Annotated in this window: 13 protein-coding genes; 5 read left to right on the top strand and 8 right to left on the bottom strand. The window is 71.9% G+C overall.

The features are described from left to right. Positions 1-28: 28 nt before the first annotated feature. Positions 29-2830, bottom strand: coding sequence for a phosphoenolpyruvate carboxylase (locus tag ACFHPP_RS22050; protein ID WP_437165393.1), 2802 nt, complete (start codon positions 2828-2830; stop codon positions 29-31). A gap of 100 nt (positions 2831-2930) precedes the next feature. Between ACFHPP_RS22050 and ACFHPP_RS22045 the strand changes: the two genes are divergently transcribed. Beyond that, the gene (locus ACFHPP_RS22045) at positions 2931-4493 is read left to right on the top strand and encodes a M81 family metallopeptidase (RefSeq protein WP_437165392.1); all 1563 of its coding nucleotides are present in this window, start codon (positions 2931-2933) and stop codon (positions 4491-4493) included. A 6-nt stretch (positions 4494-4499) separates the two neighbouring features. On the opposite strand, the gene ACFHPP_RS22040 is transcribed toward ACFHPP_RS22045, so the two are convergent. The 4 genes from ACFHPP_RS22040 to ACFHPP_RS22025 all read right to left on the bottom strand — a co-directional run bounded on the left by ACFHPP_RS22040 (position 4500) and on the right by ACFHPP_RS22025 (position 8290). Next, positions 4500-5630 carry a DegT/DnrJ/EryC1/StrS family aminotransferase gene (locus ACFHPP_RS22040; RefSeq protein WP_437165391.1) on the bottom strand — a complete coding sequence of 377 codons (1131 nt, stop codon included), beginning with the start codon at positions 5628-5630 and terminating at the stop codon, positions 4500-4502. A gap of 14 nt (positions 5631-5644) precedes the next feature. After that, entirely contained in the window at positions 5645-6631 is a 987-nt protein-coding gene (locus tag ACFHPP_RS22035) for an NAD-dependent epimerase/dehydratase family protein (RefSeq protein WP_437165390.1), read from the bottom strand. A 69-nt stretch (positions 6632-6700) separates the two neighbouring features. After that, the gene (rfbB, locus tag ACFHPP_RS22030) at positions 6701-7762 is read right to left on the bottom strand and encodes a dTDP-glucose 4,6-dehydratase (RefSeq protein WP_437165389.1); all 1062 of its coding nucleotides are present in this window, start codon (positions 7760-7762) and stop codon (positions 6701-6703) included. 174 nt (positions 7763-7936) lie between these two features. Then, positions 7937-8290: a RidA family protein gene (locus ACFHPP_RS22025; protein ID WP_437165388.1), complete on the bottom strand. Its 354-nt coding sequence runs from the start codon at positions 8288-8290 to the stop codon at positions 7937-7939. Between the two features lie 64 nt (positions 8291-8354). On the opposite strand from ACFHPP_RS22025, the gene ACFHPP_RS22020 reads away from it, so the two are divergent. Continuing rightward, entirely contained in the window at positions 8355-8843 is a 489-nt protein-coding gene (locus ACFHPP_RS22020) for a YqhA family protein (RefSeq protein ID WP_430672029.1), read from the top strand. 90 nt (positions 8844-8933) lie between these two features. Beyond that, positions 8934-9347 carry a nuclear transport factor 2 family protein gene (locus tag ACFHPP_RS22015; RefSeq protein ID WP_437165387.1) on the top strand — a complete coding sequence of 138 codons (414 nt, stop codon included), beginning with the start codon at positions 8934-8936 and terminating at the stop codon, positions 9345-9347. 5 nt (positions 9348-9352) lie between these two features. Here ACFHPP_RS22015 and ACFHPP_RS22010 read toward each other — a convergent pair whose 3' ends face one another. Beyond that, the gene (locus ACFHPP_RS22010) at positions 9353-10216 is read right to left on the bottom strand and encodes a metal ABC transporter permease (RefSeq protein ID WP_437165386.1); all 864 of its coding nucleotides are present in this window, start codon (positions 10214-10216) and stop codon (positions 9353-9355) included. 2 nt (positions 10217-10218) lie between these two features. Further along, positions 10219-10968, bottom strand: coding sequence for a metal ABC transporter ATP-binding protein (locus tag ACFHPP_RS22005; RefSeq protein WP_437165385.1), 750 nt, complete (start codon positions 10966-10968; stop codon positions 10219-10221). 214 nt (positions 10969-11182) lie between these two features. On the opposite strand from ACFHPP_RS22005, the gene ACFHPP_RS22000 reads away from it, so the two are divergent. After that, positions 11183-12475 (top strand): DUF445 domain-containing protein, encoded by a 1293-nt coding sequence (locus ACFHPP_RS22000; protein ID WP_437165384.1) that lies wholly within the window; start codon positions 11183-11185, stop codon positions 12473-12475. 12 nt (positions 12476-12487) lie between these two features. Here ACFHPP_RS22000 and ACFHPP_RS21995 read toward each other — a convergent pair whose 3' ends face one another. After that, positions 12488-12958 (bottom strand): nucleoside deaminase, encoded by a 471-nt coding sequence (locus ACFHPP_RS21995; protein ID WP_437165383.1) that lies wholly within the window; start codon positions 12956-12958, stop codon positions 12488-12490. A 70-nt stretch (positions 12959-13028) separates the two neighbouring features. On the opposite strand from ACFHPP_RS21995, the gene ACFHPP_RS21990 reads away from it, so the two are divergent. Beyond that, positions 13029-14066 (top strand): LLM class flavin-dependent oxidoreductase, encoded by a 1038-nt coding sequence (locus ACFHPP_RS21990; protein ID WP_437165382.1) that lies wholly within the window; start codon positions 13029-13031, stop codon positions 14064-14066. Positions 14067-14068: the final 2 nt, after the last annotated feature.

Here is a 14068-nt window from a genome sequence, read left to right as displayed (position 1 = left end):
GGCCTCAACGGGCCGCGGCGCGGTCGGTTCACCCGAAGGCGCCGACCTCGTGCACGATTGCCGCCGAGCATTCCCGCACCAGCTGGAAAAACCCCGCCATCGGCCGGAACAGCGCCGCATGTTCGGCGGCGTAGGAAGCGCCACCCTCGGCCGGGGCCGGTTCGTGGAAGTCGAGCCCCGTCGCCGGGTCAGGCCGCGCCGGGAACACCTCGGCCAGCAGGGCGAGCGCGCGCTCCACATCCAGTTGCAGGATGCCGCGCACCAGCGCCTCCCGCGTCGCGCCGTGGCGTGGGCTGAATTCCGGGATCTGCACGGCCAGCAGCCAGATGCGGTGGATCAGCGCCAGCCGCAGCGCGTGCAGCAGAACCAGGCGGTCCGGCATTTTCGGGAGTTCCGGCCAGGCCGAACGCAGGGCCAGATGATCGGCCTGCAACCTTCTGAACATGCGGCGCACGGCGGAGGACAGGTCCAGCCGCTCCAGTGCCGCCGCCACATCCATCAACTCCTCCCGCCGCCCCGGCCGCGTGGTCGCGCCGGCGCGGTCGAGCCAGGGGCCGGGGTCCAGCGTATCCACCCCCGCCCGCAGCACGCCGAGATCCGAACTCGCCGCCGCCCGCGCCGCCATGGCCACCGCCCGGGCGAAGCGCGGGCTGCGCGCGCGCATATCGGCGAAGGCGTCCGGATTGGCCGCGACGGCCGCGCCCATCCCGTGCAGGGTGTTCGCCAGCCACCCCATCTGGTGCAGGATCGCGTTGTTCGGGATGGCGCGAAGCTGGGAGGGGTGGGTGATCCGCGCCGGCCCGCCCATGTCCGATTGCCGCGCCGCGGGCCGCGAGCCCGTGCGGTCCAGCAGCCCCGGCCCGAAGGCGCCGAGCAGCGCGGCGTAACCTGGGTCCTCGACCAGCACCTGCATCTCCCGCCGGATGGTGGCGAAGAAATCGGCGCCGTAGTCGCTCTCGGCATAGATCGGGTCCGGCTCGGCGGATGGCGCAGCGAAGGCGTGTTCGGCTATGCGCGCGATGGTGGCCGCGGCCAGTTCGGCCGTGCCGAATAGCAGGTAGCCGTCGCCGCCCTGGAAGCTGCTTTCCTCCCGCAGCCGCAGCCCGGCCTTCTGCAACGCCGCCCGCGCCTGGGGCGGAGAGAGGTAGTCCAACCGGTCCGCCAGGCTGTCCGGGTGCCCGCCGCGGCCGATGCTCTCGCCATGCGTGTCGAACAGCACCAGCTCGATGTCGGACAGGCCGTGCCGCTTGAGCTGGTCCGCCAGCCGAAGCTTCAGCCGCTCCGCCAGGTAGCTGGCGGGCAACTGGCCGACATAGCGACCCGAGTCGGAGTAGCCGAATTGCAGGCACAGCCTTCCATGGCCGCGCAGGTAGTCGCGGAAGAAGGGGCTGCGCAGCGCCTCCTCCACCACCTTGTCGCCGCGCTCCAGCGCCTCCGCCGTCTCGAACAGCGGCGAGATCTCGATCAGCCGGTCGATGCCCAGCCGCTTCGCCAGCCACAGCGCGCCGAGCAGCGTGTAGCCGCTTTCGGTCTCGGCGATCAGGAAGCGCACCGGCTGGCTGGCGTCCACATGCTTGGTGATCTGCGCCATGGTCATCATCAGCCGCACGGCGGAGGCCTGTTCGGCCATCAGCGCGCCGAAATCCACCGGCTGCGTCACCACATCGCCCAGCGCCGCGTTCATCGCGGCCAGCAGCCCGCGCCGGCTGGCCATGTCGTCGGGCGATGCCGTCAGCCCCAGCCGCTGCCGCAGCGCATTGTGGATTTGCGAGGCGTTGAGCCGCGTGTGGGTATGCGCCAGCGCCAGCCCATGCGCGGCGAGCCCGGCCCGCGCCACGGCGAGCGCCAGCCGCGCCGCCTCGTCAGGCGCCCGCGCCATCGCCTCCGGGAACAGATCCAGCAACGGCCGGGGCGAGGTCAGCGCCGCGTCGCGCTCGCCCACCAGCACGCCGGCGAAGGCCTGCACCGCCTCCGGCGCCGGCTGCTGCGGCAGCGCCTCCAGCTGCCGCGCCACGGCCGATTCCGCCTGTGCGACGCGGGCGGCGATCGGCGCGGCGCAGTCGCCAATCGTGGAAAGCTGCGCGGCCAGGCGCTGCAACTGCAGCCGCTTCATGGTCAGCCGCAGGCCGATCGTGTCCCACCACCCGATATCCGTGCGGCCATCCGTGTCGTAGCCGACCCAGGAGGAGAGGATCACCGGCGCCGGCAGCAGCGCCTGCCACCGATCTCCCCAGACGCCGCGCGCCGCCCGCAGCAGCGCGCCGTTCAGCGCGTCCAGCGCATCCCGGCCGCGCTGGATGGCGGCGACCGCCTGGACGAATTCCTCGGTCAGCGTCGGCGTCGCCGGGCGGTGCGAGAGCCCGGCGGGAAACTCGGCGCCGGAGGCCGCGGCGGCCACCGCGACCCCGGTGGCCGGTGGCAGCGAGAAGGTGGGGTGCGCGGTGAACACCGCGGCGAAGCGCGGCCGTTCCACCACCTGGCGATAGGTCGCGAAGGGTACAGGGCTGTCCTGCGGGTCCGGCCGCACCAGCCGCGCCGCCAGCGCATCCAGCGTCGCGGCGCCGCGGTCCAGCCCGACATAGGCGGCCAGCCTGCGCGCCCGCTCCCCTGCCGCGGTATCGGCGATGCGGGCGATCAGCGCCGCCACCGCCCCCGCATCCAACCTTCCATCATCCAGCCGCCGGCTGATCGCCAGCGCGATCAGCAGGACCGGATCGCCGAACGGATCGGTCGCCGCTGCCTCCCGCGCCTCGCGCAGGCGCAGCAGCAGGTCGGCGATGGTGTCGCCAGTGGCATCGGCCGCGGGCGCGGCGGGGGAGGCATCGTTCATGCCGGCCATGCTGCATCTGCGAAGGGCGCCCGCGCCAGCAGAGTTTTGCAATGCGCGCACGCCGCCCCATGCTGGCGCCGAACCATCGAGGGATTCGTGCATGACCGCCCCAGCCGCGAACGGCCCCCGCATCGCGCTCGGCGGCTTCATGCTGGAAAGCAACGGCCACGCCCCCGTCGCCAGCCGCGCGGAGTTCGAGGCGACCTGCTGGCTGGAAGGCGCGGCGCTCGCCGCGGACCTCGCCCTTCCCGCCCCGCGCGGCCCGACCGGCCTGACCGGCTTCATCCGGGCCATGGATGCCGGCCGCCCCTGGCAGCCCATCTGCACCATCGCCGCCGGCGCCGGCGCCTCCGGCCCCATCGACCAGGCCGTGTTCCAGGACTACCTGGCCCGGCTGGAGGCGCTGCTGCGCGCCGCGTTGCCGCTGGATGGCGTGTTCCTCGCCCTCCACGGCGCCGCCACGGCGACGGAGGATCCGGACCCGGACGGCACGGTGCTGGAGCTGGTGCGCGGCCTCGTCGGGCCGGACGTGCCGGTGCTGGCAACGCTCGACCTGCACGGCAACATCTCCTGGCGCATGGTCCAGCACGCCGACATGCTTTGCTCGTTCCTGACCAACCCGCATGTCGACATGGCCGAGCGCGGCGCGGAATGTGCGGCGGCGATGCGGGCCATGCTGGGTGGGATGCGCCCGCGGATGGCGTTCGGAAAGCTGCCCTTCATCCCGCCGGCGACGAGCCAGAACACCGCCGCCGGCCCCTATGCCGACGCCATCGCCCACGGCCAGCGCTTCCTGGACCATGAGGTGCTGAACGTCTCCATCCTGTCCGGCTTCTCGCTCGGCGACACGCCGAAGAACGGGCTTTCGGTCATCGTCACCACCCGCACCGATGCGGCCCGGGCGCAGGCGGTGGTGGCGGAGATCGCCGCCTGGATCTGGGACAGCCGGCATCGCTGGACCACCAACCTGACCAGCCTGGAGGATGCCACGGCGATGGCGCTGGCAGCCGGGCGCGACCCGGCCAGGCCCTCGCTGCTGTTCGCCGATGTCGCCGACAATCCCGGCGGCGGCGGCCGCGGCAATACCACCGATATCCTCGACGCCTTCCTGAAGGCCGGCGTCCACGGCGCCGTGCTCGGCATCCACAACGACCCGGCCCTGGCGGCGGAGGCCCATGCGCTCGGCGCCGGTGCCCGCTTCACCGCCCGCTTCAACCGGGACGAGACCCACCCGCTGTCGCACCGGCTGGAGGCCGAGGCGGTGGTGGAGGCGCTGTCCGATGGCGCCTGCATCGGCCGCCGTGGCATCTATGCCGGCCGCCAGGTCCCGCTCGGCCCCACGGCCCTGCTCCGCATCGGCTGGCTGCGCGTCGCCGTGGTGACGCAGCGCAAGCAACTGGCGGAACCGGCGATGCTGGAGATGCTCGGCGTGGACCTGCGCGCGGCGCGGAGCCTGGTGGTGAAGTCCCGCGGCCATTTCCGCGCCGGCTTCGACGACATCTTTCCGAACGACCGCATCATCGAGGTCGATGTGCGCGGCCTGACCACCGTGGTGCTCGCCCGCGTGCCGTGGCGGCAGGTGCCGCGGCCGATCCACCCGCTGGACCCGGAGATGGAATGGACCCCGCCGCGGCCGGAGGATGTGCCCGTGCGCGGCGGGTAGCCTCCGCTACAGCGCGCGCAGCACCCGGCAGACGTGGTCGATCTGCGCCTCGGTCAGTTCGGGGAACATCGGCAGGCTCATCACCTCCCCCGCCGCCCGCGCCGTCTCGGCGCAGCCGGCCGGGCCGAGCGGCGTGCGGCCGCGATAGGCCGGTTGCAGATGCACCGGCGCCGGGTAGTGGATGGCGGTCGCCACCCCCTCCGCCCGCAGCCGCGCCATCAGCCCGGCGCGATCCGGCACGCGCAGCACATACTGGTGGAAGACGTGGCCGGCCCCGGCGCGGCGCACCGGCGGCGCGTAGGACGAATCGGCCAGCGCCGCGTCGTAGCGCGCCGCGATCTCCCCGCGCCGCGCATTGGCAGCGTCCAGGTGGGTCAGGCGCACCCGCAGGATCGCCGCCTGCACCTCGTCCAGCCGGCTGTTCACGCCGATGGTGTCGCTGATGTAGCGCTCCTTCCAGCCATATTGCCGGATCGCGCCGATACGGTCGGCCAGCGCCGCATCATCGGTCGACATCACGCCGCCATCGCCCAGCGCGCCGAGGTTCTTTGTCGGGTACAGGGAAAAGCACGCCGCATCGCCCATCGTGCCGACCTTGCGCCCGCCGAGCGTCGCGCCATGCGCCTGGGAGCAGTCCTCGATCACCATCACGCCATGCTCGCGGCACGCCGCCAGCATCGGTTCGAGGTCGCAGGACTGGCCGTACAGATGCACCGGGATGATGGCGCGGATCGGCGGCAGCCCCGGCGGCGGATCGTTCAGCACGGCGACCAGTTCGTCCGGGTCCATGGTCATGGTGTCCGGGTCGATATCGACCAGCAGGGGCGTCGCCCCGGTCATCTCGATGGCGGCGACGGTGGCGACCGCGGTGTGGGAGACGGTGACCACGGTGCAGCCCGCGCCGATGCCCATGCCGCGCAGGGTCAGCATCAAGGCGTCCGTGCCATTGGCGCAGCCGACGGCGCGGGCCGCACCCTGCCAGGCAGCAAACTCCTTCTCGAAGGCGGCGCCTTCCTGGCCCAGGATATACCAGCCGGAGCCGAGCGCCCGCAGCGCCGCGGCGTCGATCTCCGCCTTGTGGGCGCGGTAGCCGGCGCCGGGGTCGGCCTGCGGCACGGTGATGGTGGTCGCGTTCATCTGTCGGCCCTCCCTCAGGCCACGTATTCGGCAAGGCGCGGCCGGTACCAGTCCAGCGACCGGCGCAGCCCCTCATCCACTTCGATGCGCGGCCACCAGCCGGTGGCGGCGCGGAAGGCACGGTCATCGGCGGCGTAGCTGCCGATATCGATCTGCGCCCGGTCGGCCGGGAAGGTCTTGGTCACGTAGCTGCCCTGGCCGCCATTGGCCGCGATCAGTCGCTCCGCCAGTTCCGTCAGGGAAAGTGGCGGTGGGCCGCCGATGTTGAAGACGCGGCCATTCACCTCCGGCCGGCTCGCCTGCAGGCCGGCGCGCAGGAAGGCGTCCGTCACGTCGTCCAGGTAGGTCAGGTCGCGCAGCTGCTCGCCGCCCCACACCTCGAAGGGCTCGCCTTCCAGCACCCGGCGGATCCAGATGCCGAGGAAGGTTTGCTTGGCATCCTTGATGCGCAGCCGCGGGCCGTAGCAATTGGTCAGCCGCAGGGACACCACCGGGCGGCCATGCACCCGGTTCTCCAGCAGCCAGTACTGTTCGCCGGCCCATTTCGACACGCCGTTGGCGTCCGGCGGGTTCACCGTGTGCTTCTCGTCCACCGGCAGGTATTGCGGCCGGCCGTAGAACTGCCGGGTGGAGGCATGCACCACGGTCGCCTTCGGCGCCGCCTCCCGCATCACGCCGATGAGGCGCACCTGCGCCACGGCGTTGATCGCGATGTCGGAGACCGGGTCGCGCTGGCCGCCCATGTGGCTGGTCTGCGCCGCCATGTTGAACAGCACGTCGATGCCCTGGCACAGGCTGTGCAGCTCGGCGTCGCGGATGTCGCCCCGCACCAGCATGACGTTGCTGCCTTCCAGGTTCAGCGGGCTGGCGCCGCCCTCCGGCTCCATCACGTCCAGCGCCACGACACGGGCCCCCTCGGCGGCCAGGGCATGGCACAACCCGCTGCCGAGGAACCCCGCCCCGCCCGTCACCAACACGCGCTTGCCGCGCCAGCCATCCATGTGTCCAGGTTCCTCAAGCATCAATCCAAGGCCCTCTCCCCCATGAAGGATGGGGGAGAGGGATAAACCCTAACCCGTCTTGCCGAGCCGCTGCCCGGAATAGCGCGCCGCCCGGATCGGGCCCCACCAGGCCTCATGGTCCAGGTACCAGCGCAGCGTGTGTTCCAGACCGCTCTCGAAATCATACTTCGCCGTCCAGCCCAAGACCTTTTCGGCGCCGGAAGGGTCCATGGCGTAGCGGAAATCGTGCCCCGGCCGGTCCTTCACATAGGTGATCAGCCGCTCCCGCGGCCCGGCCGGGTCCGGCCGCAACCGGTCCAACACGGCGCAGATGGCCCGCACCACCTGGAGGTTGCTGCGTTCCTGCCGCGGCCCGATGCAGTAGGTGCCGCCCGGCTTGCCGGCGTGCAGCGCGGCGAGGCACAGCGCCTCCGCATGATCCTCGACATGGATCCAGTCGCGGATGTTGGAACCGTCGCCGTACACCGGCAGCGGCTGACCGTGCAGCGCATTCAGCGACACCAGCGGGATCAGCTTCTCCGGAAATTGCCACGGCCCGTAGTTGTTCGTGGTGTTGGAGACGAAGGACGGAAACCCGTAGGTGTGGTGCCAGGCCCGCACCAGGTGGTCGGAGGCCGCCTTCGACGCGCTGTAGGGGCTGCGCGGGTCATAAGGCGTGTGCTCGTCGAAGGGCTTGTCGTCGGCGGATTCCAGGCTGCCGAACACCTCGTCCGTCGAGATGTGGTGGAACCGGAACTGTGCCTTCGCCGGCTCCGACAGGCCGGACCAGTAGGCCCGCGCCGCCTCCAGCAGCACCTGGGTGCCGACCACGTTGGTGCGGATGAACTCGGCCGGGCCATCGATGCTGCGGTCCACATGGCTTTCGGCAGCCAGGTGCATCACCACCTCCGGCTGCCATTGCGCGAGGACCGCGGACATCGCCTCCGCATCGCAGATGTCGGCCTTCACATGGACATGGCGGGCATGGCCGCGCGCGCCGTCCAGCGCCTCGTGGCTCGCCGCATAGGTCTCCTTGTCCACATTCACCACCACATGATCCGTGGTGGCGATCAGGCGACGGACCACGGCCGAACCGATGAAACCCAGGCCGCCGGTCAGCAGGATGTTCATGCGCACTCCTCGTTCGTCGCAACTGTTGCGCCCGATTGCGGCGGCCACGCGGCCGCCCTCGGGCACTGGCAAGGCTGCCCGCTAAATGCCTGCCCCGGCCGCCGCGGTCGAGGGGGTGGTGGTCATGGCGCATTTTCCGAGTCGCCCGGCGTAAACGCCGGGCTTGAAAATGCTTCAGCTTGCCGCCTGCGCCACCCCGGTGATCTCCACCTTCCAGCGCGGATCGACCAGCGCCGCCTCGATCGTCATCCGCGCGGGCTTGGCCGCGGCATCCAGCCAGGCATCCCAGGCCCGGTTCATCGCCGGCGCGTCGCGGATATCCGCCAGCACGATGGTCACGCTCAGCAGCGCCCGCTTGTCGGTCCCGGCCTCCGCCAGCAGCGCGTCGATCTGCGCCAGGATGTCCGCCGTCTGGCCCTCCGCATCCAGGGATGGATCATCCGCCACCTGCCCGGCCAGCCAGACCAGCCCGCCCCCGACCACCGCGCCCGACAGGCGCTGTTCTTCCGCGATACGACGAATCGCCATGCTTCCCTCCATGCTTCCCTCTGGCCCCGCGACGGGGCAAATCGTGCCGATCGCGGAGCGTGACATGCAGTCCATCATCGACAAAGCCATCCTCGCCAGCCGCCACATGCTGGTGCTGTTCTTCCTGGGCCTGGCGGTCGCGCTGGCGATCTATGGCGTGGGCTTCGTGGTCAAGCTGTGGAAATATGCCGGCAATGCGCTGGATGGGTCGGACAACCAGCAACTGCTGGGGCTGCTGCACCTGCTGGACGCGGCGCTGGTCGCCTCCCTGGTCGTCACCGTGATGATCTCCTCCTACGACAGCCTGGTGTCGCGCCTCGGCCGGCACGAGGATGCGGAGGGGGTGAACTGGGTCGCGAACATCGACCGCGGCAACCTCAAGATCAAATTGGCCTCCGCGCTCATCGCCATCTCCTCCATCCACCTGCTGCAGATCTTCATGGAGATCGGCAACTACGACGACCGCGCGGTGATGTGGGGCCTCGCGATCCACGGCATGTTCCTGGCCGGCGCGGTGGCGCTCGGCGTGCTCGACCGGCTGACCAAGAAATAGGCGACGTTACGATTGGTCACGCGGCGCTGCGCTGCACGCCGGCCGGACCATGCTACCGATTGGTCAGGGCCCCTCGGCCCGGAGCCTGCCGTGAAGACCCTGCCCCGCCGCGCCGCCTTCGCCACCCTGGCCTTCCTGCTCGCCGCCCCCGGCGCCCGCGCCCAGGCTGCCACAGCCGGCCGCGACCTGGTGCAGGAGGAACGCAACCGCCGGCTGGTCGTGGAATTCTACGAGGGCGCCTTCATCCGCCGTGACCTCGGCGTGGTGCGGCGCCTGCTGGCCGAGGATGGCCGCGCCCGATTCGCCACCCTGTTCACGCGCATCCTGGCGACCGGGCCAGAGGCGCGCAGCCGGATCGTCCGCAGCGCGGCGGAAGGCGACCTGGTCTGGCTGGACGTCCACGTCACCCCGGCACCGGACGCCAGCGGCAGCACGATCGTGGATATTTTCAGGGTCGCCGATGGTCGAATCGCGGAGCATTGGGACGTGGTCCACCCCGCCTGAACGCCTCAGCCCGCCAAGTGCGGCCGCGCCAGCCAGCGCACCAGCAGGCCATCGACCGGCCCCGCGACCACGGACACCACCCACAACACCCCCGCGGTCAGCACGATGGCCGGGCCGGAGGGCAGGTCCAGGTGGTAGCTCGCCAGCAGGCCAAAGAGGGCGGACAGCACAGCCAGCCCGACCGCCGCATAGGCGAGCCCGGACAATTCCCGCGCCCAGTGCCGGGAGGCCACCGCCGGCAGCATCATCAGCCCCACCGCCATCAGCGTGCCCATGGCCTGGAAGGCGGCCAGCACGTTCAGCACCACCAGCACCAGGAACAGCGCGTGCCACAACCCGCCGCGCACGCCTTCCGCCTGCGCGAAGCCCGGGTCGAAGCATTCCAGCGCCAGCGGCCGCCAGGCCAGCGCCAGCAGCGGCAGGGTCAGCGTGGCCACCCCCGCCATCAGCAGCAGCGCCGGGTCATCCACGCCGAGCACCTGGCCGAACAGCAGATGCGTGAGGTCCGCCGTATCGCCCCGCAGCGACACCAGCGTGACGCCGAGCGCAAGCGCGATGAGATACAGCGCCGTCAGCGAGGCATCCTCCCGCCCCCCCGTCGCCCGCGACAGCGCCCCGGCGCCGACCGCCACCGCCAGCCCGGCGACCAGCCCGCCGAGCGACATGGCCGGCACCGAAAGCCCGGCGATGAGAAACCCCGCGGCAATACCGGGCGTCACCCCATGCGCCAGGACCTCGGCGGTCAGGGAGGTGCGCCGCAGCATCAGGAACACGCCGAGCAGCGGCGCCGCCACGGCCAGCGCCAGGCAGCCCACCAGCGCCCGGCGCATGAAGCCGAACTCGATGAAGGGGCCGAAGACCGCGTCCAAGGTCAGGCCGCCCGGCTGGTGGACTCGCAGGCGGGGGCGGCTTCGTCCCAGGCCTCGGCCATCATGCGGGCGCGCAGGCGGTTGCTGGCGGACAACACCTCCGCGGTCGGCCCGCAGGCAATCGCCTCCCGCGCCAGCAGCAGGCAGTCCGGGAATTCGCGCTGCACCAGATCGAGGTCGTGCAGCACCGCCAGCACGGTGCGGCCCTCGCCATGCCAGCGCCGCAGCACGGCCAGCAGGTCCGCGGCGGTGCGGGCATCGACGGCGTTGAACGGCTCGTCCAGCAGGATGAGGTCGGCGTCCTGCACCAGCAGCCGGGCGAACAGCAGGCGCTGGAACTGCCCGGCGGACATCGCACCGACGGGGCGTCGGGCAAACCCGCCCAGGCCCACCGCCTCCAGCGCCGCCAACGCCCGGTCACGGTCCGCCGGGCCAGTCCCGCGGAAGGCGCCGAGCCGCGACCACAGCCCCTGCAGCACCACATCGAGGCACAGGATCGGAAAGCCCCGGTCCATGCCGGATTGCTGCGGCAGCAGGGCGATGCGCGGCTTCACGCCGGAGATGGCGACCCGCCCGGCATCCACCTTGTGCAGCCCGGCGATGGTGCGCAGCAGCGTGGTCTTGCCCGCCCCATTCGGCCCGACGATCGCCGCCAGGCTGCCCGGCGCGAAGCGCGCGGAGACGTGATGCACCGCCGGATGCCGCTGATGCGTCGCCGTCAGGTCGGCGAGTTCGACCGCCGGCCCCCTCATGCCGCCGGTCCCCTCATAGTGCCAACGCCCAGGCGACGGCCGCCCACAGCCCCGCCAGCACGCCGAGCGCCAGCAACAGCCGGGCGCCGGCACCGGAGGACAGGGCGAGGGGATCGGGGATCGAGATGCGCATGGTTACCTTATAACGTCACACCCCTATAGCGGTCGAGAAGGTGCTGGGCAAAGCCCTCCCGGCGGACTACCTGCGCGCCTGATGCAGGACAGCCCCCCTCCCCCCTCGCCCCTCGACCCCGACGACGCCCTGCGCCGCGGCCTGCGCCGCCACCGCACCGCCGCCAACGGCCTGCTGGCCGGCATGGGCGGGCTGCTGCTGGGCAGCTACGCCCTGCCGCCAGGCTACGGCACGGACCTGTTGCAGGCCGCCGCCAAGGCCGGCGTGGTCGGCGGCATCGCCGACTGGTTCGCGGTGACGGCGCTGTTCCGCCACCCGCTCGGCCTGCCCATCCCGCACACCGCCATCATCCCGATGCAGAAGGAAAGGCTGGGCGCCGGGCTCGGCCGCTTCGTCGCCAACCACGTCTTCACGGAAGCCGAGGTTTCCCGGGTGCTGTCCAAGGTGGACCTGGCGCGCGTGCTGGGTGACTTCTTCTCGGACCCCGAGGCGGTGCAGCCGGCCGCCGCCGCGCTCGCCAATTCCCTGCCCCGCATCCTGGCGAGCCTGGAGGATGGCCGCGCGCGGCGCCTGCTCGCCCGCCTGCTGCCGCGCCTCGCCGGCGGCCCCGGCGCCGCCCGCGTCCTGGCCCGCGCCCTGACCGCGCTGATCGAGGGCGGCCGGCACCAGGAGGTGTTCGACCTCGCCGTCGGCCAGCTCAAGGCCGTGCTGGCGGCGAAGGAGGACCAGTTGCAGGCCGCCATCGCCGCGCGGGTGCGGGCGGAGGGCGGCGCCCTGGTCGGCTGGTTCGCCGGCGCCGGCATCGCGCGCCGCGTGCTGTCCGCCCTGAACGCCGAGCTGGACCGCGTGCAGCCCGGCGACAGCGACCTGCGGGCCGCCTTCGAGGCCTGGATCCGCGCCGAGATCCACCGGCTGGAGACCGACCCGGAACGCGCCGCCGCCGTCGGCCGCGCATTGCGGGAAGCGGTCTCTCACCCCGCCGTGGCCGGCTGGCTGATGGACATCTGGGGCCGGCTGCGCACCGCGCTGGAAGCCGACGCCACCAACCCCAACGGCCGCACCGTGCAGGCGCTGCAATCGGCTCTGGCCAACATCGGCACCATGCTGGAGGGCGACGAGGCCGCCCGGCTGCGCCTGAACCGCGGCGCCGAACGCGCCCTGATCGCCCTGCTGCCCCGCGCCCGCAGCCAGCTTTCGGAGTTCATCGCGGGGGTGGTGCGGAACTGGGATACCGCGACGGTGACGGAGAAGATCGAGCTGCGGGTCGGCAAGGACCTGCAGTATGTCCGCATGAACGGGACGCTGGTGGGCTTCCTGGTGGGCGGGGTGCTGTATGCGGTGCTGACGGCGGTGTTCGGGCGGGTGGCGGGGTAGGACGGGCTGGCCTCAGTAGGGCACCCGATCCACCTTCCCCGACCACTCGGCAAACACCTCCGCCGCCTCCGCCCCCAGCAGCCGCCGCATCGGCAGGCTGCGCGCCGCGACCGGCTTCGCGACCTCCGCGTACAGGAACTCGTCGTCGAAGCCGATCGCCGCCGCCTGCTGCCGGTCATTCGCATAGACCACCGCATCGCAGCGCGACCAGTACAGCGCCGCCAGGCACATCGGGCAGGGCTCGCAGCTGGTGTAGACCGTGGCGCCCCGCAGGTCGAAGCGGCCCAGCGCGGTGCAGGCGCGGCGGATCGCCACCACCTCCGCATGGGCGGTCGGATCATTCGTGGAGGTGACCTGGTTCCACCCCTCCGCCACCACCTGCCCGTCCAGCACCACCACCGCGCCGAACGGCCCGCCGGCGCCATCCGCCATCCCCTGGCGGGACAGCGCGATGGCGTGGCGCATGAAGTCTTCCTCGGTCATCAGCAACCTCGACCCAAAGCCTCGACGCGACGGGGCGAAGGCCCCACCTTGGCGGTCCGGAGGGTCCATCATGCCGCTCAGCCTGTCCATTCTCGACCAATCCACCATCGCCTCCGGCCGCGGCGCCGACGAGGCGATCCGGGAGACGCTGGCGCTGGCGAAGCTGGCCGACCAGTGGGGCTATCGCCGCTATTGGCTGGCCGAGCACCACAACAGCGCCTCCCACGCCGGCACCGCGCCCGAGATCCTGGTCGCCGCCATCGCCGCCACCACGCAGCGCATCCGCATCGGCACCGCCGGCATCATGCTGCCGCACTACTCCGCCCTGAAGATCGCCGAGCAGTTCCGGGTGCTGGAGGCGATCGCGCCCGGCCGCATCGACCTCGGCGTCGGCCGTGCCCCGGGCTCCGATGGCCGCACCGCCTATGCGCTGAACCCGGATGCGGCGCAGGCGGCGGACCGCTTTCCGCAGCTCGTGCAGGACCTGATGGGCTGGCTCGGCGACGGACTGCCGGAAAGCCATCCCTTCCGCATGGTCACCGCCAATCCGGACATCCCGACGCGGCCGGAGGTGTGGATCCTCGGCAGTTCCGATTTCGGCGCGCAGCTCGCCGCCTATTTCGGCCTGCCCTACTGCTTCGCCCATTTCATCACCGACGGACGCGGCAGCGCCGAGGCGATGGCGCTCTACCGCGAAGGGTTTCGCCCGCACCCCGCCACCCCCGGCCGCCTCGCGACACCGAAGGGCGCGCTGGCCGTCTTCGCCCTGACCGCCGCGACCGAGGCCGAGGCGATCCGCCAGTTCCAGTCCCGCGCCCTGTGGCGCCTGTCGCGCGACCGCGGCATCTACCCGCCGCTGCCGAGCCTGGAGGAGGCCGAGTCCTACCCCTATACGCCGGACGACCTCGCCCGGATCGAGCGCATGCGCGCCCGCGCCCTGGTCGGCGCGCCGGAGCAGGTGGTGGCGCGGCTGCGGGAGATGGCGGCGGCGCAGGGGGTGGAGGAAGTCGCGGTGCTGACGCCCTGTCACGATGCGGAGGCGCGCCGGGACTCGTACCGGCTGCTGGCGGAGGCACACGCCGCGCTGCCGATGGCGGCGGCTGCCTGAGG

The organism is Falsiroseomonas sp. E2-1-a20 (genome assembly GCF_051433195.1).
In the GTDB taxonomy this organism is placed as follows: domain Bacteria; phylum Pseudomonadota; class Alphaproteobacteria; order Acetobacterales; family Acetobacteraceae; genus Falsiroseomonas.
The sequence above is the reverse complement of the archived record's forward strand: the minus strand, read 5'-3'. Positions and strand labels throughout refer to the sequence as shown.

What these genes read in the sequence shown, in the direction of transcription:
- ACFHPP_RS22050 (WP_437165393.1), bottom strand. Translation starts at nt 2,830, where the DNA reads ATGAACGATGCCTCCCCCGCCGCGCCCGCGGCCGATGCCACTGGCGAC.
- ACFHPP_RS22045 (WP_437165392.1), top strand. Translation starts at nt 2,931, where the DNA reads ATGACCGCCCCAGCCGCGAACGGCCCCCGCATCGCGCTCGGCGGCTTC.
- ACFHPP_RS22040 (WP_437165391.1), bottom strand. Translation starts at nt 5,630, where the DNA reads ATGAACGCGACCACCATCACCGTGCCGCAGGCCGACCCCGGCGCCGGC.
- ACFHPP_RS22035 (WP_437165390.1), bottom strand. Translation starts at nt 6,631, where the DNA reads ATGGATGGCTGGCGCGGCAAGCGCGTGTTGGTGACGGGCGGGGCGGGG.
- rfbB (WP_437165389.1), bottom strand. Translation starts at nt 7,762, where the DNA reads ATGAACATCCTGCTGACCGGCGGCCTGGGTTTCATCGGTTCGGCCGTG.
- ACFHPP_RS22025 (WP_437165388.1), bottom strand. Translation starts at nt 8,290, where the DNA reads ATGGCGATTCGTCGTATCGCGGAAGAACAGCGCCTGTCGGGCGCGGTG.
- ACFHPP_RS22020 (WP_430672029.1), top strand. Translation starts at nt 8,355, where the DNA reads ATGCAGTCCATCATCGACAAAGCCATCCTCGCCAGCCGCCACATGCTG.
- ACFHPP_RS22005 (WP_437165385.1), bottom strand. Translation starts at nt 10,968, where the DNA reads ATGAGGGGGCCGGCGGTCGAACTCGCCGACCTGACGGCGACGCATCAG.
- ACFHPP_RS22000 (WP_437165384.1), top strand. Translation starts at nt 11,183, where the DNA reads ATGCAGGACAGCCCCCCTCCCCCCTCGCCCCTCGACCCCGACGACGCC.
- ACFHPP_RS21995 (WP_437165383.1), bottom strand. Translation starts at nt 12,958, where the DNA reads ATGACCGAGGAAGACTTCATGCGCCACGCCATCGCGCTGTCCCGCCAG.
- ACFHPP_RS21990 (WP_437165382.1), top strand. Translation starts at nt 13,029, where the DNA reads ATGCCGCTCAGCCTGTCCATTCTCGACCAATCCACCATCGCCTCCGGC.